Origin of the sequence: Thalassobaculum litoreum DSM 18839 (assembly GCF_900102465.1) — a bacterium.
GTDB classification, from domain to species: Bacteria; Pseudomonadota; Alphaproteobacteria; order Thalassobaculales; family Thalassobaculaceae; genus Thalassobaculum; species Thalassobaculum litoreum.
The window spans coordinates 1-19,982 of the sequence record NZ_FNBW01000019.1 but is presented as its reverse complement, the minus strand read 5'-3'; the positions used below and the strand labels follow the sequence as shown (position 1 = coordinate 19,982).

Annotated in this window: 21 protein-coding genes and 1 riboswitch; of the genes, 12 read left to right on the top strand and 9 right to left on the bottom strand. The window is 68.4% G+C overall.

Annotated features, from left to right (window positions below):
- Positions 1 to 341 precede the first annotated feature (341 nt).
- Both BLS34_RS22785 and BLS34_RS22780 read right to left on the bottom strand, forming a co-directional pair.
- Positions 342 to 1,286: a fumarylacetoacetate hydrolase family protein gene (locus tag BLS34_RS22785; RefSeq protein WP_093154144.1), complete on the bottom strand. Its 945-nt coding sequence runs from the start codon at positions 1,284 to 1,286 to the stop codon at positions 342 to 344.
- Positions 1,249 to 1,674, bottom strand: a complete 426-nt coding sequence (locus tag BLS34_RS22780) for a hypothetical protein (RefSeq protein WP_093154141.1) — start codon at positions 1,672 to 1,674, stop codon at positions 1,249 to 1,251. The genes BLS34_RS22785 and BLS34_RS22780 overlap by 38 nt, the downstream gene beginning before the upstream one ends.
- Before the next feature lie 53 nt (positions 1,675 to 1,727).
- Between BLS34_RS22780 and BLS34_RS22775 the strand changes: the two genes are divergently transcribed.
- The 3 genes from BLS34_RS22775 to BLS34_RS26700 all read left to right on the top strand — a co-directional run bounded on the left by BLS34_RS22775 (position 1,728) and on the right by BLS34_RS26700 (position 4,428).
- Complete coding sequence (locus tag BLS34_RS22775) at positions 1,728 to 2,258, top strand: hypothetical protein (RefSeq protein ID WP_093154138.1); 531 nt, start codon at positions 1,728 to 1,730, stop codon at positions 2,256 to 2,258.
- Between the two features lie 66 nt (positions 2,259 to 2,324).
- Positions 2,325 to 2,517, top strand: a riboswitch (cobalamin riboswitch).
- Positions 2,518 to 2,594: 77 nt separating this feature from the next.
- A complete protein-coding gene (locus tag BLS34_RS22770; protein ID WP_093154242.1) occupies positions 2,595 to 3,440 on the top strand; it encodes an ABC transporter ATP-binding protein in 846 nt (281 codons plus the stop codon).
- Entirely contained in the window at positions 3,424 to 4,428 is a 1,005-nt protein-coding gene (locus BLS34_RS26700) for an energy transducer TonB (protein WP_093154136.1), read from the top strand. The genes BLS34_RS22770 and BLS34_RS26700 overlap by 17 nt, the downstream gene beginning before the upstream one ends.
- Before the next feature lie 6 nt (positions 4,429 to 4,434).
- Here the strand turns inward: BLS34_RS26700 and BLS34_RS22760 are convergent, their stop codons facing one another.
- From BLS34_RS22760 to BLS34_RS22750, 3 genes are read right to left on the bottom strand one after another with little or no spacing between them, the layout of a single operon-like run.
- Positions 4,435 to 5,076 (bottom strand): LysE family translocator, encoded by a 642-nt coding sequence (locus tag BLS34_RS22760; protein WP_093154133.1) that lies wholly within the window; start codon positions 5,074 to 5,076, stop codon positions 4,435 to 4,437.
- Positions 5,069 to 5,533 (bottom strand): Lrp/AsnC family transcriptional regulator, encoded by a 465-nt coding sequence (locus tag BLS34_RS22755; RefSeq protein WP_093154132.1) that lies wholly within the window; start codon positions 5,531 to 5,533, stop codon positions 5,069 to 5,071. Before BLS34_RS22755 ends, BLS34_RS22760 begins: the two co-directional genes overlap by 8 nt.
- Before the next feature lie 20 nt (positions 5,534 to 5,553).
- A complete protein-coding gene (locus BLS34_RS22750) occupies positions 5,554 to 6,747 on the bottom strand; it encodes an adenylate/guanylate cyclase domain-containing protein (RefSeq protein ID WP_175474351.1) in 1,194 nt (397 codons plus the stop codon).
- A 90-nt stretch (positions 6,748 to 6,837) separates the two neighbouring features.
- Between BLS34_RS22750 and BLS34_RS22745 the strand changes: the two genes are divergently transcribed.
- Positions 6,838 to 9,585 (top strand): ATP-dependent DNA helicase, encoded by a 2,748-nt coding sequence (locus tag BLS34_RS22745; protein ID WP_093154127.1) that lies wholly within the window; start codon positions 6,838 to 6,840, stop codon positions 9,583 to 9,585.
- Here BLS34_RS22745 and BLS34_RS22740 read toward each other — a convergent pair whose 3' ends face one another.
- The 3 genes from BLS34_RS22740 to BLS34_RS22730 are packed head-to-tail and all read right to left on the bottom strand — an operon-like array spanning position 9,586 to position 12,971.
- On the bottom strand, positions 9,586 to 10,617 hold the full coding sequence (locus tag BLS34_RS22740; protein WP_093154124.1) for an LTA synthase family protein: 1,032 nt from the start codon (positions 10,615 to 10,617) through the stop codon (positions 9,586 to 9,588).
- A gap of 51 nt (positions 10,618 to 10,668) precedes the next feature.
- On the bottom strand, positions 10,669 to 11,724 hold the full coding sequence (locus tag BLS34_RS22735) for a COX15/CtaA family protein (RefSeq protein ID WP_093154122.1): 1,056 nt from the start codon (positions 11,722 to 11,724) through the stop codon (positions 10,669 to 10,671).
- Between the two features lie 59 nt (positions 11,725 to 11,783).
- Positions 11,784 to 12,971: an amidohydrolase family protein gene (locus tag BLS34_RS22730; RefSeq protein WP_093154119.1), complete on the bottom strand. Its 1,188-nt coding sequence runs from the start codon at positions 12,969 to 12,971 to the stop codon at positions 11,784 to 11,786.
- Positions 12,972 to 13,274: 303 nt separating this feature from the next.
- On the opposite strand from BLS34_RS22730, the gene BLS34_RS22725 reads away from it, so the two are divergent.
- The 4 genes from BLS34_RS22725 (at position 13,275) to BLS34_RS22710 (ending at position 16,063) form a co-directional block, all read left to right on the top strand.
- Positions 13,275 to 14,360: an NAD(P)/FAD-dependent oxidoreductase gene (locus BLS34_RS22725; RefSeq protein ID WP_093154117.1), complete on the top strand. Its 1,086-nt coding sequence runs from the start codon at positions 13,275 to 13,277 to the stop codon at positions 14,358 to 14,360.
- Complete coding sequence (locus tag BLS34_RS22720) at positions 14,357 to 14,671, top strand: 2Fe-2S iron-sulfur cluster-binding protein (RefSeq protein WP_093154114.1); 315 nt, start codon at positions 14,357 to 14,359, stop codon at positions 14,669 to 14,671. The genes BLS34_RS22725 and BLS34_RS22720 overlap by 4 nt, the downstream gene beginning before the upstream one ends.
- Positions 14,672 to 14,680: 9 nt before the next feature.
- Positions 14,681 to 15,673: a DUF2332 domain-containing protein gene (locus BLS34_RS22715; RefSeq protein WP_093154111.1), complete on the top strand. Its 993-nt coding sequence runs from the start codon at positions 14,681 to 14,683 to the stop codon at positions 15,671 to 15,673.
- 81 nt (positions 15,674 to 15,754) lie between these two features.
- A complete protein-coding gene (locus BLS34_RS22710) occupies positions 15,755 to 16,063 on the top strand; it encodes a 2Fe-2S iron-sulfur cluster-binding protein (protein ID WP_028795142.1) in 309 nt (102 codons plus the stop codon).
- A gap of 72 nt (positions 16,064 to 16,135) precedes the next feature.
- Here the strand turns inward: BLS34_RS22710 and BLS34_RS22705 are convergent, their stop codons facing one another.
- Entirely contained in the window at positions 16,136 to 16,414 is a 279-nt protein-coding gene (locus BLS34_RS22705; RefSeq protein ID WP_051244929.1) for a Usg family protein, read from the bottom strand.
- A gap of 16 nt (positions 16,415 to 16,430) precedes the next feature.
- Here BLS34_RS22705 and BLS34_RS22700 point away from each other — a divergent pair, with 16 nt between their 5' ends.
- The 4 genes from BLS34_RS22700 to groL all read left to right on the top strand — a co-directional run bounded on the left by BLS34_RS22700 (position 16,431) and on the right by groL (position 19,760).
- Positions 16,431 to 16,883 (top strand): hypothetical protein, encoded by a 453-nt coding sequence (locus BLS34_RS22700; protein WP_093154109.1) that lies wholly within the window; start codon positions 16,431 to 16,433, stop codon positions 16,881 to 16,883.
- 9 nt (positions 16,884 to 16,892) lie between these two features.
- The gene (locus BLS34_RS22695) at positions 16,893 to 17,462 is read left to right on the top strand and encodes a PAS domain-containing protein (protein WP_093154106.1); all 570 of its coding nucleotides are present in this window, start codon (positions 16,893 to 16,895) and stop codon (positions 17,460 to 17,462) included.
- A gap of 265 nt (positions 17,463 to 17,727) precedes the next feature.
- Entirely contained in the window at positions 17,728 to 18,045 is a 318-nt protein-coding gene (locus tag BLS34_RS22690; RefSeq protein ID WP_028795146.1) for a co-chaperone GroES, read from the top strand.
- 80 nt (positions 18,046 to 18,125) lie between these two features.
- Positions 18,126 to 19,760, top strand: coding sequence for a chaperonin GroEL (gene groL / locus BLS34_RS22685; protein WP_093154105.1), 1,635 nt, complete (start codon positions 18,126 to 18,128; stop codon positions 19,758 to 19,760).
- The last annotated feature ends 222 nt before the right edge of the window (positions 19,761 to 19,982 follow it).

Genomic DNA, 19,982 nt, shown 5'->3' with positions numbered 1-19,982 from the left:
ATCGGCTCCACAGCAAAGTGCCACCACGCGTGTGCTGCGGTGCGATAGGCGTTGGGACTGCGGCAGAGATGGCCCGCGCACGTCGAAGAACAAGAACGGGCCTGTCGATGTGAGACTCAACGCGATCGGGCCGGGGCGGTTCCGAGGTGGGGAAGCGGTTCTTCTCCCCCCTCACCTCAAACTCACTCCCCGGCCTTGTGCCGTGACCTACGGCCATGCGCGGCTAGCGGTGCAGAACACTCATGAGCGTCGATGCGATTCTGGGAGTAGCCCCCGACACAAGGCCGGGGAATGTCAGATTTTTTTCTGGAGGCAAAGAGAGGCGACCCTCGCCCCATGCCCTACTTCGCGTATTTCCCGGTGAGCTGCGGCGTATACGGGCCCGACAGCCCCTTCTCCTTGTGCTGCAGGCGGCTGTCGCGGCCCCAGGTGCGTTTGAGCGGGTCGCTGACGGAGACCTTCAGCACGCCCATGCCGGCCACCTCAAGCTCAATCCGGTCGCCGTCCATGAACGGGCTGAGCCCCCGGTGATTGGTGCCGGTGGCGACGATATCGCCCGGCTCCAGCGTATGCATGGCGCTGAGCCACTCGATGCAGCGCGGGATCTTGTGCGCCATGTCGGAAGTGTTGAACGACTGCCGGGTCTCGCCGTTGACGGTGAGCCGAACGTCCAGGTTGTTGGGATCCGCCACCTCGTCCTTGGTGACCAGGTACGGACCGATCGGCGCGAAGGTCTCGCGCGACTTCACCTGGAAGAACTGGTTGCCGGCCGGCGGCAAATTCCGGGCCGAGCCGTCGATGAAGTTCATGTAGCCGAAGACGTAGTCCATCGCCTCGTCAGCCGAGACATTGGAGCAGCGCTTGCCGATGACCAGCGCCAGTTCCGCCTCGCCCTCGAACACGTCGGCCGGCACGTCCGGCAGGACCATGGTGCCGCCGGTGCCGATGATCGCGCTGGGCGACTTGTGGAAGCCGTTGATGAGCGGCTTCTCGGTCAGGGTGCCGTTCTCCATGTAGTTCACCGCCATGCAGTCGATCTGCCGCGGCTGGGGCAGCGGCGGCCGGATCGTGACGCTGTCCAGCGCCATCGGCCTGCCGGAGGAGACGGCCGACTCGATCGCGCCCTTCGTCTCGTCGTACGCGGCGATCACGGCATTGATCAGGCCCCGGTTGTCCAGATGGGGCAGATGCACGACTGCATCGGTCACATCGACCACGCCATCGCCGGACAGAACGCCCAGCCGCCAGTCACCGAGATCCGGGTGATCGAAATACAGAAACTTCATGGCCGCTTTCTCCCTGTGCGCCGTCGCCTTCAAATCGGGCTTGGGCGCGATCATAGGCAGGTCCGTCGACGAGGGGAACGCATGCCGGACGCTCGGAGGCATCGATCTCGGCGGCCATGGCGATGCCGGCCACCGCCGGCAGGGCCACTTGGTAGGCGGTATCGCCGCCGGTCGCCGGATGGATCAGCACCACGGAACAGACGAGCACCGCCGACCCGGATCCGGCGAGGCCCATAAAGACCCGCTCGACGGATTCCGGGACGGCGCCTTTTCGTTCAAGAACGGCGATGGCGACACCGCATCCGGCGGTGGCCAGCAGCAACGCAAGGGTGACCAGGCTCAGGATCAGGGAAATCGACATGAGGCGCGCCTTCTTGTTGCAACTCATTCTCAATTTCAGTATCTACAAATGAGAACCGGTCGCAACAAGGGATTTCTGCGATGGCCAACCTCACCGAACTCCGACCCGCTCACCGCCGCCCCTCCGCGGCGCGGACACCGATCTGCCGGTTGACCACCGGCGAGGCCCTGATCGTCTGGGCGATCCGGCACTGGGTTCAGTCGGTGAAGGCGCGGCTGGACCCACGCGACCTGCTGCGCTGCGGCTTCGCCACCATCGAGGCCGAGGACGTGACCGACTCGGTCGACCGGCTGCTGATGATCACCCTGCATGAAGCGACGACCGTGCGGGATGTCGGCTGTGTGCGCTGCCCGACCCTCGGCGAAGGGGAGCGCGATATCCTCCAGGCGGTCGCCCTGTCCCAGCGCGGCAGGCGGGACGAGGCGCTGTCGGTGGCTCAGACCTGGCTGCCGCTCTCGGCCGCCCTGCGCGCCTATGACGACATCGCGGCGATCGGACAGGCCCTGTCCGGCGCGGATATGATCGTGCCGATGCGCGAGGACCTGCAGCCCGAGGCCTGGTGGATCGAGGGGCTTGCGACCCATCACGAGGGATCGGCCCTGCTGCACTGACGACCGGGGTGGCGGCCGGGCACCCCGGATCGCGGCGAAATCCCTTGCAAGACCGGGCGGGAAACCAGAGACTGCGACTGTCGTGATGACCGGTGCCCGACAGGGATTTCCGGTCAGGGAAGCCGGTGCGAGACCGGCGCTGCCCCCGCAACTGTAAGCGGCGAGCGACCCCCGATGAGCCACCGGACATGCGCCGGGAAGGACGGGGGTTCGCGTCCGAGCCGTAAGCCAGGAGACCGATCGCGACACGTCACCATCCGCCGGGCGGGGTGTTCCGACGGTAGGGCCGAGGCCCGAACGGTGGCGATATGCGCCATCGCGATCGGACCGCCGCCCATGAATACCGCTCTCGCTTCCTCTTCATCCGTCCCGACCACGGGCCTCAGCGCCCGCGACGTCAGCCTGCATGCCGGCGGCCGCGCCCTGCTCGACGGGGTCAGCCTGTCGGTCCGGCCCGGCGAGGTCGTCGGACTGCTCGGGCCCAACGGGTCCGGCAAGAGCACCCTGCTGCGGATTCTCGCCCGCCTGGCCGAGCCGTCCTCGGGCTCGGTCACCCTGGACGGCGATCCGATCGCCGGGCTGGACCGCCGTCAGACCGCCCGTACCCTCGGCTATCTGCCGCAAAGCGCGCGCAGCGAGTGGCCGATCTCCGCCCGCGAGACGGTCATGCTGGGCCGAACGCCGTTCCTGTCGCCCCTCGCCCGCAACTCCGAGGCCGACCATGCGGCGGTCGAGACCGCCTTGGCCGTCACCGACACCACGCATCTTGCAGACCGCACCGTCACGACCCTGTCCGGCGGCGAACGCATGCGGGTGATGCTCGCCCGGGTGCTGGCGGGATCGCCGTCGCTGCTGCTGCTGGACGAGCCTGTGACCGGGCTGGATCCGCGCCACCAGCTGGAAGCCATGCTTCTGCTCGACCGGCTCGCCCGCGACGGCCGCGGCACGCTGGTGGTGCTGCACGACCTGACCCTGGCCGCCCGGTTCTGTCACCGGGTCTATGTCCTGCACGAGGGACGGGTGGTGGCCGAGGGTCCGCCGGCCGAGGCGCTGGATGCGGCGACCATCGCCGCCGCCTTCGAGGTGGAGGCCCGACGGATCGGCGACGGCGACGATGCCCTGATCGTGCCCTGGTCGATCCGAGCGCGGAACAGCGGAGGCTCCGATGCCGGCTGCCGCTGACCGCCTCTTCGCCCCCGAGCCGACCGCCCCCTCCCGGCGGCCGATCCTCGCTGTCCTGGCGGTATGCGCGTCGGTCGCCGTGCATGGCGTGGCGCTCGCCGCCGCCATCGGCCTGTGGGGCGCCGAGGAGGCCGCGCCGCCTCAGGCATTCGAGGTCGTGATGGTCACCCTCACCCGACCGAACCCGGCCCCTGCTCCCGGAACGGCGCCGGGCTCGGCAGCACCCGACCCCGCCGAACGGGGCGGTCCGCCCGCCGTGGCCATGCCGGTGGCCGACGCCGCCACCCCGGCGGTCCGGGCGCCCCGACCGGTCAGCGCCCGCGCCGCCGCCCCGGCACCGCCGGTTGGATCGCCCCCTCCGCCGGAGCCCGTCCGGGTGAGATCAGCGGCGACGGCGCCCCCGTCCGCCGTCGCGGAGACCATCGCGCTCGAGCAGGCCCCTGTTGTCCATGCCGACACGGCCCAGCCGCCGAAAGCTCAACCGGAGATAAGTCAACCGGCGACGGCACAACCTGTGGCGCCGACGCCGGCGGTGGCCGAGCCGCCCCGTCCGGTCGCGCGACCGCAGCCGGCCGCCGGTTCAAGGACCGAGCCCGCCCGTCAGGTCGCGGCCCTGCCGGCCGGTCAGCCCGAGGCTCCTCCCGCTCCATCCAGCGCCGTCCAGAATGCCTCTCGGGGCGCCGCTTCCGAGCCTGCCGGCGCCGGCTCGAGCCCGGCGGAATTCGCCCTCGGCTCGGCCGGCAATCCGGCGCCGGACTACCCGTTCCGGGCCCGCCAGCGCGGCTGGGAAGGTCGGGTCGTCCTGCGTGTCGCCGTGGACCGACAGGGCCGTCCCATCCGGATCGACGTGGCCGAAAGCAGCGGCCATGGGGTGCTGGACCAGGCGGCCCATCGGACCATCACGACCTGGGTCTTCCAGCCGTCGACGCGCGGCGGCCATGCGGTCGCCGGCGAAACCCTCGTCCCGATCGTCTTCCGGCTGAACTGAGGGCGGTCAGATCAGACCCAGGCCCCGGGCCACCGCCAGCAGGCCGAAGCCGACGATCAATGCGCCGGCCCCGCAGTTGATCCAGCCGATCGCCCCGTCGCTCAGGCGCCGTCGCAGCACGCCGCCCACGGCCCCGGCCAGGATCAGCCACCAGACCCCCGACCCCAGGAAAACGCCGAGGATCAGCAGCAGGGCGGGTGTCCAGCCGGCCCGCTCTCCCAGCACCACCCCGAGTCCGGCGAACAGCGCGACGAAGGTCAGGATGGTCTGCGGGTTGGCCAGGGTCAGGCCCACGGTCTGGACGAACGCCATGACCGGATGCGGGCCGACCGAGGCCGTCCGGGCCGGGCCCTGGGCCCGGGTGCGCCAGGACTGGACGCCGAGCCAAATCAGCGCCGCCCCGCCGGCAAGCGCCAGAACCGTCTGCCAGGCCAGCAGGAAATCCGAGACCGCCGTGAGCCCGAAGGCGGCCACGGCCCCATAGCCCGCATCGGCCACCGCCGCCCCCAATCCGGTGGCGAAGCCCGTCGCGAAGCCGTACTCCAGCGACCGGCGGATGCACAGCAGGCCGATCGCGCCGACCGGCATCGCCAGGGCGAGGCCGAACAGGAAACCCTGGCCGAACGGCCCCAGCCCCCAGTCAGTCATCCCCGGACACGTCCACCGGCAGGGGGCCGTTGTCCTTGGCGGAGGACAGGGCGATATGGGTATGGCTGCGCGCGACGCCCGGCAAGGCCTTGAGCCGCCCGGTGATCAGCGTCTCCAGCGCCTTGGTGTCGCGCGCCCGTACCTTCAGCAGATAGGACCACTCGCCGGTGACATGGTGCAGCTCCAGCACCTCCGGCATCAGGGTCGCCGCGGCGATGAAGCGCTCGTTGTGCCCGGTGTGGTCGATCTCGACGAAGATGAAGGCGAGCAGTCCCAGATCTACCGCGTCCGGATCGACGCGGGCCGACCAGCCGGTGATCGCGCCGCGCTCCTGCAGCCGCTTCAGCCGGTCGTTCGCCGCCGAGACGGAGAGCCCGCACGCGCCGGCGATCTCCGCATTTGTGGCGCGGCCAAAGGCCTGCACAAGATTGATAATATTCCGGTCAATATTATCCATGACCGGATAATTGACGGACTCTACCTCTGTTTCAAGGAAAATAGCGGTATTTCGACCGCCATCCCCCGCACCGGATGCATGCCCATGTCATCGACCGCATCGGCCGGAAGATGGGCGGCCACCTCGGCCGACATCAGGATCGGACACTTCAGCGGCCGGCACAGGGCCTCGATCCGGCTGGCCAGGTTCACCGCCGGGCCGATGACGGTGAAGGCCTGGCGCCCGCCGGCGCCGACATTGCCGTACCGCACCGTGCCGATATGCAGCGCGATATCGACCGGCAGCGCCTCCGGCTCGCGCGCACGAAAGGCGGCAACTCGGTCGTGGATGGCCCGGGCCGCCGCCACCCCGCGGGCACAGGCGCCCGCCGGATCTCCCGCCACGTCGAACGCCGCCAGGAACCCGTCGCCGAGGAAGGCCAGGATCTCGCCGCCCTCCGCCTCGATGGGCGGCACCATGGCGTCGAAATGCCGGTCCAGGAAGTCCACGAGCCGAGCGCCCGGCATCGTGTCGCTCGCCGCGGTGAAGCCTGTGAGATCGGCCACCAGGATCACCGCCTCCAGCGACTCGGTGTGCCCCGGCTGCACCGCGCCGGTGAGCACGGCCGCACCGGAGCGCGGACCGAGATAGGCGCCGAGCAGGTCCCGGGCGATGGCACGCTCGCGCCCGGGCTCGCAGGCGGCGACGAGACACGGCACGAGGCGGTCGAACACGGCGAGGTCGTCGGTCTCGAACCCCTGCGGACGGCACGACAGCCAGCGCACGATGAACCCTTCCGGCCGCCCTTGTCGCCGGCCGCCGACCGGCACCATATGGGCGAGGTAGTCGGTGTAGCCCTGCTCGCGAAGCTCCTCGAACACCGCGAAATCCATCGGGCAGGCGGGGTCCCACAGCGGTCGGCGCATCCGCAGCTCGCCGCTGGTCAGCATGTGGTAGAGCGGGCTGTTCAGCCAGATGTCCCGGGTGTCGTCAGCATGCCGCCACACTCCGGTATCCGGCGCCTGATCCGCCGTCCAGGTCACGCCGATGGCATCGATCTCCGGGTGCAGGGTCCGGGCACCGACTCGGATCTCGTCCAGGGGCAGGCCGATTGAGGTCAGGGCCTCGCCCAGCGCGACGGTGATCGGTTCGACATCGGCGCGGGCGAGCGCGAACTGAACCAGCCGCTCCTCCAGCGCGCGCAGGGCTGTCTCGCGGCTTTCCATATCAGCCATCGCCATTCCGCAGTCGGTGTGTGACACGGCAAATCTAGCCGCCACCGACGCTTGCTTTCAAACATTCCGGCAGCCTGCTAGACGAACTCCATGCGCTCCCCCGTCGCCCGCGAGATCAGCCAGATGCACGCCCTGCACGCCTCCCCCGTGGGGACGGCGTGGCGCCTGCCCGATGGGCGGATCGAGCATCCCACGCCGTCGCGGGCCGCCCTGCGCGCCCACGAGACGCCGCCGGTCGTGTGCCATGCCCGCTCCATCGCCCGCCGGCTTGGGGTAGAGCAGGTCGTCGCCCTCGATGTGCTGGAGCTCTTCGCCTTCGTGCGGCCGGCGCAGTTCTGCCTGCCGACCCCACGCGGCCTGGCCGAGGCGGTGGGCCTCCCGGCCCCGCACACGCTGGACGATGCGCCGGACACCCTGCTGGAGGTCGCGGATGCTCTGCTGGCCGAGATCCCGGAGCGCCAGGCTCTCGGCGCGCGCGACCGCTGGGCCCGGCCGATCGCCAAGGCGATGCATGACGGCGGCTGGGGCTGGGGACGGCTGATCCTGATGGCCCTGGACGAGCCCGACCCAGGACCGCCGGCACCGATCCGCCCGGCGACCATGGAGGTCTGGCGCGAGTTGCAGGAATGGTCGGAGCACGCGCCTCAGCCGCCCGCCGGCCACGAATCGGTCGGCGAGAGCGAGGCGCGGGTGCGCCTGTCCTCCATGCTGGGCGACAAGGCCGAGCCGCGGCCGTCCCAGGCCGACTATGCCGCCGCCACCTCGGCCGCCTTCCGCCCCCGGGAGCGCGAGGACGAGCCGACCGTCGTGCTGGCCGAGGCCGGAACCGGCGTGGGCAAGACCATGGGCTATCTCGCCCCGGCCTCGGTCTGGGCGGAGAAGAACGAGGGCGCCGTCTGGATCTCCACCTACACCCGCAACCTGCAGCACCAGATCGACGGAGAACTCGACCGGCTCTATCCCGACCCGGTCGGCAAGGCGACGAAGGTGGTCGTGCGCAAGGGGCGGGAGAACTATCTCTGCCTGCTGAACCTGGAGGAGGCGATCCGCACCCTCACCCTGCAGCCGCAATACGCCACAGCGCTGGGGCTGATGGCGCGCTGGGCGCGGGCGACCCGGGACGGCGACCTGCAGGGCGGCGACTTCCCGGCCTGGCTGTCCGACATCCTGGGACGCGGCCGCACCCTGGGCCTCGCCGATCGGCGCGGCGAGTGCGTCTATTCCGCCTGCCCGCACTACAACAGGTGCTTCATCGAGCGCTCGGTGCGCCGGGCGCGAAGGGCTCGGATCGTGGTCGCCAACCACGCGCTGGTGATGATCCAGGCCGCCCTCGGCGGGGTCGACGACGCCCATGTGCCGACCCGCTACGTCTTCGACGAGGGCCATCACGTCTTCGACGCCGCCGACAGCGCGTTTTCCGCCCATCTGTCGGCGCTGGAATCGGTCGAGCTGCGCCGCTGGCTGCTGGGGGCGGAGACCCGGCGCGGCGGCAGAGCCCGTGGCCTGCGCCGGCGGGTGGAGGAGCTGATCGCCGACCGGCCCGTCGCCCTGGAGGCGATGGAGGAGATCGAGGATTCCGCCCGCGCCCTGCCCGGCGACGGCTGGATGAACCGGATCTCCGACGCCCAGCCCAAGGGACCGACCGAGACCTTCCTGGTGATGGTCCGCCAGCAGGTCTATGCCCGCTCCGCCGACCCGCGCTCGCCCTACGGGCTGGAATGCGAGACACGGCCGCCGGTGGAGGGTCTCGCCGCCGCCGCGCGGGTGCTGGAGCAGGCGCTGCGCAGGCTGGTGGAGCCGATGCTGGCCCTGCGCAAGGACCTGCTGGCCATACTGGACGAGCAGGCCGAAGATCTGGAGACGGCGACCCGCCTGCGCATCGAGGCGGCCGCCCGGTCGCTGTCCCGGCGCGGCGGGTCCATGGTGGAGGGCTGGCGTTCCATGCTCTCCAGCCTGGAAGCCGAAACCCCGGCGGAATTCGTCGACTGGATGGCGGTGGAGCGGATCGAGGGCCGCGACATCGATATCGGTCTGCACCGCCACTGGATCGATCCGACCCGGCCCTTCACCGAAACGGTGGCCAAGGCCGCCCACGGCATGGTGGTGACCTCGGCCACCCTGCGCGACGGGACCGGCAACGACGACCTAGACTGGCATGCGGCCGAGGCCCGCACCGGCTCGCTGCACCTGCCGACGCCGGCGATCCGCACCGCCGTCGCCTCGCCCTTCGACTATCCCAACCGCACCCGCGTCTTCATCGTCGGCGATGTGCGCAAGGACGATTTCGACCAGGTCGCCGGCGCCTACCGCACCCTGTTCCAGGCGTCCGGCGGCGGCGCGCTCGGCCTGTTCACCGCGATCAGCCGGCTGCGCCAGGTGCATCACCGCATCGCCCCCGCCATGGATCAGGCCGGGCTGCCGCTCTACGCCCAGCATGTGGACGGCATGAACCTCGCCACCCTGATCGACATCTTCCGGGCCGAGCCGGAAAGCTGCCTGCTGGGTACCGACGCAGTGCGCGACGGGGTCGACGTGCCGGGGGACAGCCTGAAGCTGATCGTGTTCGACCGGGTGCCGTGGCCGCGTCCGGACATCCTCTATCGCGCCCGGCGCGCGGCCTTCGGCGGCAACGCCTATACCGACATGCTGACCCGCCTGCGCCTGAAACAGGCCTTCGGCCGGCTGATCCGCCGGGCCGACGACAAGGGCGTCTTCGTCCTGCTCGACCCGAGCATGCCAAGCCGCCTGCTCGGCGCCTTCCCGCCCGACGTGCCGGTCAGACGCTGCGGTCTCGCCGAGGCGGTGGCGGAGACCACGGCGTTCCTCAATGCGGACTGATCAGGCGCGGTCCGGTCGCAGACCGCGCAACCCCGGCGGAATCGCCGCCTCCGCCCAGCCCGTCAGCCGCTCCCGGTTCTTCAGCGCCGCGTAACCGGCAAGCAGTACCAGGATGCCGAGCCCGCTGAGGGCGAAGGGGAACCAGGGCGAATCCTCGAACAGCCGGAAGGCGAGATAGCCCAGATAGCCCATGACGCCCATCACCCCGAACACCATGAAAACCCGACGGCGCAGGAACACCGACAGGGCGATCAGAGCGACATTCAGCAGGCAATACAGGAGCCGCGCCAGCTCGGTCTCCGCGTCCGACAGCGAGAGGCCGCCCCAGAACGCCAGCATGCCGAACAGGTAGAGCCAGAAGGCGTAGTCCCGGCGGAAGGACAGGTCCGCCCAATAGGCGACGATCAGCACCGGGATGCCGAACACCATCGACACCATGCGGCGGATCTCGAAATAGTCGGCCCGCTCCTCGACCAGCAGCGGCGCGATGTCCATCGACATGAACCACAGCACCACGCCCATCACGAACACCAGGAACGGGAAGCGATAGGCGCGCAGCAGCCCGGCACCGACCGCCAGCGTGGCGACCTCCATGGCGAACCAGCCTCCCTTGATATAGCGCGTGAAATCGCCGTACTCGCCCGGCTCGACATCCGGCCAGAGGCCGGCCTCGAGCTGCACGCCGTAGACGATCATCGGAACCATCGCCAGGGCCACGGTCACGCAGAGCCCGCCCGGCACGTGCATGCTGGCGCGCCGGATCAGCAGGTCGCCGGCGATCAGGAACACAGCGCCGTACAGGAGCCCGATACCGGCGATCGCCAGTCCGGAGAACGTCTCCCAGCTCTGCCCGACATAGAGGGTCATCGCCGCGATGACGATCAGCGCTCCGGCGTAGAACAGGACATTGATGGCGGTGAACGGTACGTCCGGCCGGGACGCCTCCATGTGCCGCCACAGGACGGCGCCCTGCTCAGGGGTCAGGCCGCTGTGCTCTATGGCCTGATCGAAATCGGTCCGGGTGATCTTCATCCGCAGCCCCCGTCGGCACCTAGCTAAAGGAGGCGATAGTGGAACCGTCAATCAGGGCGCGCGTAAGGCGAACCGCGTCCACACGGCGAGGCTGAACAGCGCCACGGCACCCGCCTGGTGCAGCGCGCCGAGCCAGACCGGCACCACCGCCAGCAGGGCGGCGATGCCGAGCCCGACCTGCACCAGCACCATCGCCCCCAGCAAGGTCAGCGCGAGCTGCGCGGCCCCTTCGGTGCGCGGCCGGTTGCGGATCACGAAGACCAGGGTCAGCAGCGCGGTCAGCACCGCCACCCAGCGGTGATGGAACTGGACCGCCGGCACATGCTCGATCAGGGAGCGCCAGCCGAGATCCGCGTCCCAGTACTCCGCCGGCACGAACCGCCCGCCCATCAAGGGGAAGGTGTTGTAGGCGTACCCGGCGTCGGTGCCGGCGACGAAGGCGCCCAGGACCACCGTGATGGAGACCGCCGCCAGCACGTGTCCGGCGCCGATCCGTTGGCCGCGCGTGCCGCCGGACGGCGTCCGCACCAGGCCGAGGGCCGTCCACAGCAGCAGGCCGAGAATGAGGAAGGCCATGGAGAGATGCACGGACAGGCGGTAGGGGCTGACCCGCGCCTCGTCGACCAGCCCGGACGTCACCATCCACCAGCCGATGCCGCCCTGGATGCCGCCGAGCACGAACAGCAGCACCAGCCGCGGCACCAGCGCGCGCTCGATCCGCCCGGTCAGCAGGAAGAACAGGAACGGCACGGCGAAGACGATGCCGATCAGCCGGCCCCAGACCCGGTGGATGTATTCCCAGAAGAAGATCGTCTTGAAGTCGTCGATCGTCATCCAGAAGTTGGACGCCGTGTATTCCGGGGTCGCCTTGTACATGTCGAAGACGCGCTGCCATTCGGCATCGCCCAGGGGCGGAATCCAGCCCATCAGCGGGCGCCACTCGACCATGGAGAGGCCGCTCTCGGTGAGCCGGGTGATGCCGCCGATGACGATCATCGCCGCCACCATGAAGGCGGAGGCGAACAGCCAGGCCGCGACCGCCGGACGGGCGCGCTCGGCCTTGGAAGGAGCCGTCCGAGAAGACGGTGAAAATGTCGCGTCGCTCATGGCTTGGGGATATGGCGCAAGGCCCGCGTCCGGTCAAACGGCGGGGTGTCGCAGTTCGGTCATCCGGCCGGCTCGATCGTCAGCCGCCCGTTCTCGGCGACGACCCTGCCGCGCTTCATCACCAACCTGCGGGGCGGGTGCTCCACCACGGCCTCCGCCGGCGTCTCGGCATCGACCAGCACCAGGTCGGCGGTGCAGTCCGGGTCCAGACCGTAGCCGGCGGCCCCCATCACCTGCGCGCCGCCGGTCGTCGCCATGTCCAGGGTCAGGGCAATATCCTCGTCCCGTCGGAAACCGTTGCGGTAGGCGACGATGAAGGCCCGCTGCAGCATGTCGCCGGAATTCAGCGGTCCCCAGGAATCCCGTATCCCGTCCGATCCGGTGAACAACCGGACACCCGCGTCGTGCAGGCGTCGGACCGGCGGGAACGGGGTATCGCCGGACGGGCCGTGGGTCATGATGGCGATGTCCTGGTCGAGCAGCTTGCCGATCAGCCCGGCCAGCCGGTCGTCCGGCACACTGCCGAGGCAGAAGGCATGGCTGACCGCCACCCGCCCCTTGAGCCCGAGCGCCTTGGTGCGCTCGTGGATCATGTCGAGGGTGACGGCCCCCACCTCGCCCCGGTCGTGCAGGTGAATGTCCACCTCCACCCCGTGCCGGTCGGCGATGGCGAACAGCCCGTCGAGCTGACCCTTCGGGTCCTGGTCGATGCCGATGGGGTCGAGGCCGCCGATGGCGTCGGCCCCCTCGGCGCAGGCCCGGTCCAGCAGCTCCAAGGTGCCGGGACGGGTCATCACGCCGGTCTGCGGGAAGGCGACGATCTGCATGTCCATGCGGTCGCGCACGGCGTCCCGGGTCTCGGCGACGCCGTGGAAATGCGCCAGTCCGATATCCGGACCGATATCGACATGGGTGCGGCAATGGGTGGTGCCGCGCGCGACCATGCGGTCGACCACCCGCGCCGACTGGCGGGCGGGCGAGAAATCCGCGATCTCCGAAAGTAACCGGCGTTCGTTAGCGATCATCGACTGCACCCCGGCCGCGGCCGTGAACGGCCGCCAGCCCATGCCGAGCAACGTCTTGTCGATATGGCCATGCGCGTCGACCAGGCCCGGCAGAGCGATGGCGCCGCCGCCGTCGATGACCTGGGCGCCGGCGGGCGCCTCGGAGACGATCCGTCCGTCGCTGACCGCCAGGTCGGTGACGGCCCGCCCCCAGGGGCTGATATTCTTGAGGATGATGGTCATCGCCCGCCTCCAGTTGATCCGGCTCGGGAAAGGTCCGCCAACGCAGGCAAGCCGTCAATCCGCCCCTCCCGCCATCCTGACGCCTGTCAGGATCAACCTACGGACGGCTCCGACCGCCTGAGCGCAGGTCCTGATCGACATCAGGACGACGGGTTGGGTTGGCGGAGAGGGCTGGATGGACGGCAGGGAACGCGATGGCCCACCGCGGGCCGGCCACATTAAACCAATCGAACGCTTGGCCCCGCCCCGCCGGGTGCCTATGTTCGACGCGACCATCCGACACTTCGAGCCCCGAGCCGCACCATGTCCCCAGACGCCGCCACCGACGCCGCCACCGCCCCCTCCATCATCACCGCCGAGGGTGCGGGTCCGCACCAGACCGACGTCACCATCATCGGCGCCGGCCCCTGCGGCCTGTTCGCGGTGTTCGAGCTCGGGCTGCTGGACCTGAAATGCCATCTGGTCGACATCCTCGACCGGCCGGGCGGCCAGTGCGCCGAGCTCTATCCGGAGAAGCCGATCTACGACATCCCGGCGGTCCCGGTCTGCACCGGTCAGGAGCTGACCGACCGCCTCATGGAGCAAGTCGCCCCGTTCAGCCCGGTCTTCCACCTCAGCCAGATGGCCGAGAAGCTGGAAAAGCTGGAGGACGGCACCTGGCGGCTGACCACCGATACCGGCACGGTGATCGACAGCAAGGTGATCGTCATCGCCGCCGGCGGCGGATCGTTCGTGCCGAAGAAGCCGCCGATCCCGGGCATCGACGCCTATGAGGGCTCCAGCGTGTTCTACGCGGTGCGCAAGATGGAACAGTTCCGCGGCAAGAAGCTGATCGTCGCCGGCGGCGGCGACAGCGCGCTGGACTGGGTGCTGAACCTGCAGCCGCTGGCCGAGTCCGTCACCCTGGTCCACCGCCGCGACGAGTTCCGCGCGGCCCCCGACAGCGTCAACAAGATGCGCGCCCTGGTGGCCGAGAAGAAGATGACCCTGGAGATCGCCCAGATCTCCGGCCTGGAGGGCGAGAACGGCCAGCTGACCGGCGTGGTGTTCAAGGACAAGGAGCGGGGCGAGTGGTCGGTGCCCTGCGACATGCTGCTGCCGTTCTACGGGCTGACCATGAAGCTCGGCCCGGTGGCCGAGTTCGGCCTGAACCTGGAGCAGAACCTGATCCCGGTGGATACCGAGAAGTTCGAGACCTCGACATCCGGGATCTTCGCCATCGGCGACATCAACACCTATCCCGGCAAGCTGAAGCTGATCCTGTCCGGCTTCCACGAGGCGGCGCTGATGAGCCAGGCGGCGGTGCGCATCGTCCATCCGGACAAGAAGATCCGCTTCCAGTACACAACCTCCTCCACCGACCTGCAGCAGAAGCTCGGCGTCGCATGATCCTCAACGTGACCACCCCCGACGGCGAGCGCCATGCGCTGGAAGCGCTGGAGGGCTGGCGCGTGATGGAGGTGATCCGGGACTGGGGCCTGCCGATCGTCGCGGAATGCGGCGGCGCATGCTCCTGCGCCACCTGCCATGTGTATGTGGACGCGGACTGGCTCGACAGGCTGCCGCCGCGCAGCGAGGAGGAAGAGGCGAAGCTGGACGAGGCATTCGACGTCCGCGGCACCTCCCGCCTCTCCTGCCAGATCCTGATGCGCGAGGAGCTCGACGGCCTGCACGTCACCCTCGCGCCCATGCCCAGATAGGCCGCCCCGATGAGCGGGACGGCCGCGATCGCCAGACGCTATCGGGACTTTGTCGACGAGCAGGTGCGCGGGAGGTCGCCGATCTATGTCGCGCTCGGCCTGGCGGTGGCCGAGACGCCGGAGATCCTCGCCTTCCTCGCAACACTGCCGGCGCCGAAGCAGCAGCCGAACCTGCTGCTCGCCGCGGTTCGCCATGTCTGCGGTGTGCCGGCCGACGGCACCGCCCTGGCCGCGGCGATCCGAAGCCGGGGCGAAGCGATCCGAGCCGTCATGCTGTCCCACTCGACCCAGACCAACGAGCCGGGGCGCTGCGCGCTGCTGATGCCGGCGCTCGCCCGCCTGCCGCAACCGATCGCATTGTTCGAGATCGGGACGTCGGCCGGTCTCTGCCTCTATCCGGAGCGATACGGCTACGACTACGGGGGTGTCCGGCTGATGCCCGAGGGAGCGGGCGACGACGTGCCGGTCTTCCCCTGCGCGATCGAGCCGGCGGCGTTGATCCCGTCCTCCTACCCGACCATCGCGTGGCGCGGCGGCCTCGACATCAACCCGCTCGACGCCACCGATCCGGAACAGGTGGCCTGGCTGCAGACCCTCGTCTGGCCGGAGCAGACCGACCGGGCCGACCGTCTTGGCAAGGCCCTGGCGATCGCCCGGCAGGACCCGATGGCGATCCGCAAGCGCAGCCTGCTCGATCCGCTGGACGACGTGTTCGACGGCGCCCCGGCCGGCGCCACCCGCGTGCTGATCCACAGCTCGGTTCTGGCCTATATCGACGACGGGGAGGAGAGGCGGCAGGTCTGCGACCGCATACGGGCTGCCTGCGACGTGTGGATCTGCAACGAGGCCACCCGCGTCCTGCCCTGGATCGCGGAGAAGGCCCCGGCTTCCCCGCCGAACGGCATGTTCATGCAGGCGGTGAACGGAATGCCGGTCGCCTGGACCGACCCGCACGGCGCCGCCCTGAGGCTGATCGGCGACCGTCTGGACCTCTCCCTGTGAGGCGCAAAGCGCTGGACCCTGCCGGTGCCTTCGCCTAAACCTCGGAAAAAATCCGAACGTCATGCAAGTCGAGGGGACCCGATGAAGATCCAAGTGACCGACCGAGAAGGCGGCGAGCACGAAGTCGAGGCGACCAAGGGCTGGCGGGTGATGGAGATCATCCGCGAGGCCGGGCTGCCGATCACCGCCGAATGCGGCGGCGCCTGCGCCTGCGCCACCTGCCATGTCTATGTCGATCCCGACTGGTGGAACAAGCTGGACCCGCGCGGCGAGGAGGAGAACGACATGCTCGATCTCGCCTTCGAGGTGCAGGAGAACTCGCGCCTGTCCTGCCAGATCCTGTTCGACGAGAGCCTGGACGGCCTCAAGGTCACCCTGGCCCCTGAATAAGCCGATGCCTGAGTACATCGGTGCCTGAGTAAGCCGAAGGGCCGTGACCGGCCCTTCGGTCCCGCCCGCGGCCTAGTGGTAGGCGAAGTCGTGGGTGGCGTACGCGATCTCCTGCGGCCGGACCAACTCCGCATTGGCGATCCGCACCGTGTGGAGCCGGCCGTCGATATTGCGCTCCCAGTAGTCGAGGAACTTCGTCAGCCGGGGGAAGTCCGGCGCGATATCCATCTCCTGCCAGAGATAGCTTTGGAGAAGCTTGGGGTAGTCGGGAAGACGATAGAGGATTTCCGCCGTGGTCAGCCGATATCGATACAAGTCGTTGACGCTCGGACGGGTTCCGGAATGCAGCATCGCGCCTAACCTCCGCATGAACGCAGTTGACGCTGAAAATTCTGCTGGTAGAAAGCCCGCGCGGACAAGAGGAATTCTGTTTTACTTCAGTATTTTAGCAGCCATCATCGGACTCTGCTGCCAACTCCTCCCCGCTTCCGCGTCGGCCGACACCGGCACCTGCCCCGGCCTCGGGCAGGGCGACGGTCCCGACCTCGCCGCCTGTATCGTCAACCAGCTCTGCATCGAGGGTATCTACTCGCCGCCGCGCTCGATCGAGCTTCCGGCCGAAGCGGTCGAGGCCTATCGGCAGGCGGAGATCGACACTCTGGTCCGGCACTTCCGCCTGGAGGTCCAGTTCCGCAAGCGCGCCGGCGCGGATATCGGCCAGTGCGGCTATACTGGACCGACCAAGTTCATGTACTCGCTGGTGGAGCCCACCTCGCCCACGACCATCGCGGTCACCTTCGACCCGAACTGGACATACTGACCGACGGCCATGACCACGGTGTCCTGCATCCGCACCGCCGCCTTGAAGCCCCGGGCGCGGGCCTTCGCCGACTACTGGCTTTCCCTGCCCCGGACCGACCTGATCCCGTACCGGCGCGACTTCGAACCCGGGGCACTGGCTGGCATCCTCAACACCTTCCTGATCTTCGAGATCGTCGCCCCGGATCACTTCCTGGTCCGGCTCGCCGGCACCACCGTGATCGAGCATTATGGCCGCGAGATCACCGGACAAAACTATCTCGACTTCCGCACCCCGCAGGAGCGGCCGATCACCCGGGCAGCGATGACGCTCATTGCCACTCACCCCTGCGGTCAACTCGTCAGCCAGGCGGTGCGGACCGGCGACGGGAAGGGCCGGATCTCGGAATCCTTCGGCCTGCCGATGCGCGACGACGCGGGGCGGGCGACCCTGCTGTATTATCAGGTGGACGATATCCGGCTGGACGATTTCAAGACGCGCGAGGAGCGCTATCTCCTGGAGAAGAAGACCGCGATCCGGCATTTCATCGACATCGGCAACGGCATCCCCGACTTCCCCCAGGTCGGGACGCTGAGTTGACGGGGTCGCCTGCACCGGACCGCGGTCGCCGGGATGGTTGATCCGACGGACGCTAAACCGCATATACCGTTACAACTTCACCGCCCCAACGGACCGGTCCGGAGCGCGAAATTTGCGCGAACGCGCTCGCAGCCCGCTTGACAGTTTCCCCCCGCTTCCTTACATCGCTGGCACTCACCGGGCGAGACTGCTAACAATACGAGTCAATCCCGGCGACATTGCTCAAACTGCACGTCTCAACAGAGTGTAAATTGGAGGAAGGGTCATGAAATTTCGGCCGCTCCACGACCGCGTGGTGGTTCGTCGTATCGACGCCGATCAGAAGACCGCTGGCGGCATCATCATCCCCGACACGGCGAAGGAAAAGCCGATGGAGGGTGAAGTCCTGGCCGTGGGTCCGGGCGCCCGCGACGAAGCCGGCAAGATCGTCGCTCTCGACGTGAAGCCGGGTGACCGCGTCCTGTTCGGCAAGTGGTCGGGCACCGAGGTGAAGATCGACGGTGACGATCTGCTGATCATGAAGGAAAGCGACATCATGGGTGTGCTCGAGGGCACCTCCAAGTCGTCCAAGAAGGCCGCCTAATCAGCTGTCCCATTCAGCGAGGGGCCTTCGAAAGAAGCCGCTTGTAACAAGGGCTAACCCTATCCAAGGAGAACAATAACATGGCTGCCAAGGACGTTAAGTTTGGCATCGATGCCCGCAACAAGATGTTGCGCGGCGTGGACATTCTGGCCGACGCGGTGAAGGTCACGCTGGGCCCTAAGGGTCGCAACGTGGTTCTGGAGAAGTCGTTCGGCGCGCCGCGGATTTCCAAGGACGGCGTGACCGTCGCCAAGGAAATCGAGCTGTCCGATAAGTTCGAGAACATGGGCGCGCAGATGGTGCGCGAGGTCGCTTCCAAGGCCAACGACGTGGCCGGCGACGGCACCACCACCGCGACCGTGCTGGCGCAGTCGATCGTCCGTGAGGGCGCGAAGGCCGTTGCCGCCGGCATGAACCCGATGGACCTGAAGCGCGGCATCGACAGCGCCGTCGAGGCCGTCGTCGCCGACATCGAGAAGCGCTCGAAGAAGATCACCACCTCCGGTGAGGTCGCCCAGGTCGGTACCATCTCGGCCAATGGCGAGAAGGAAATCGGCGAGATGATCGCCAAGGCCATGGAGAAGGTCGGCAACGAGGGTGTCATCACCGTCGAGGAAGCCAAGTCGCTGCACACCGAACTCGACGTCGTCGAGGGCATGCAGTTCGATCGCGGCTACCTGTCGCCGTACTTCGTGACCAACGCCGACAAGATGATCTGCGAGCTGGAGAACCCGTACATTCTCCTGCACGAGAAGAAGCTGTCCAACCTGCAGGCCATGCTGCCGGTTCTGGAGCAGGTCGTGCAGTCCAGCCGTCCGCTACTGATCATCGCCGAGGACGTCGAGGGCGAGGCCCTGGCCACCCTCGTGGTCAACAAGCTGCGTGGCGGCCTGAAGGTCGCGGCCGTGAAGGCCCCGGGCTTCGGCGATCGCCGCAAGGCGATGCTCGAGGACATCGCGATCCTGACCGGCGGCACCGTCGTGTCCGAGGATCTCGGCATCAACCTCGACAGCGTCACGCTGGACATGCTCGGCACCGCCAAGCGTGTCGCCATCACCAAGGACGAGACCACCATCGTCGACGGTGCCGGCAAGAAGAAGGACATCGAGGGTCGCTGCTCGCAGATCCGCGCTCAGGTCGAGGACACCTCCTCCGACTATGACCGCGAGAAGCTGCAGGAGCGTCTGGCGAAGCTCGCCGGCGGTGTGGCCGTGATCCGCGTCGGCGGTGCGACCGAGATCGAGGTGAAGGAGCGCAAGGATCGCGTGGACGACGCGATGCACGCGACCCGCGCCGCGGTCGAGGAAGGCATCCTGCCGGGTGGCGGTGCCGCCCTGGTCTACGCCATCAAGGCGCTGGACAAGGTCAAGTACGCCAACGACGACCAGCGCATGGGTGTGAACATCATCCGCCGCGCCCTGGAGGCTCCGGCCCGTCAGATCGCGTCCAACGCCGGTCACGACGGTTCGGTCATCGTCGGCAAGCTGCTCGAGTCCAAGGACAGCAGCTGGGGCTTCGACGCCCAGAGCGGTGGCTTCACCGATCTGGTGAAGGCCGGCATCATCGACCCGACCAAGGTTGTCCGCAGCTCGCTGCAGAACGCCGCGTCGGTCGCCGGGCTGCTGATCACCACCGAGGCCATGGTCGCCGACAAGCCGGAGCCGAAGTCGTCTGCTTCGGCGGGCGGTCCGGACATGGGCGGCATGGGCTTCTGATCCAGCCCTCTTTAACGATGCAGGACGGGCCGGGGAGCGATCCCCGGCCCGTTTCTATTCGCGCCCCCGCTTGCCAAGCCCCTTAGAGCCAAATCCGACCATATTGAATCATTTCATCATTCAATATGGTCGGTGAATTTGCCTCTAAAACAATGAGATAGAGCAGATTCGCGCACGCTGACGCGATCACGAAGTGATCCCGTCACCGCACGATCTGCTCTA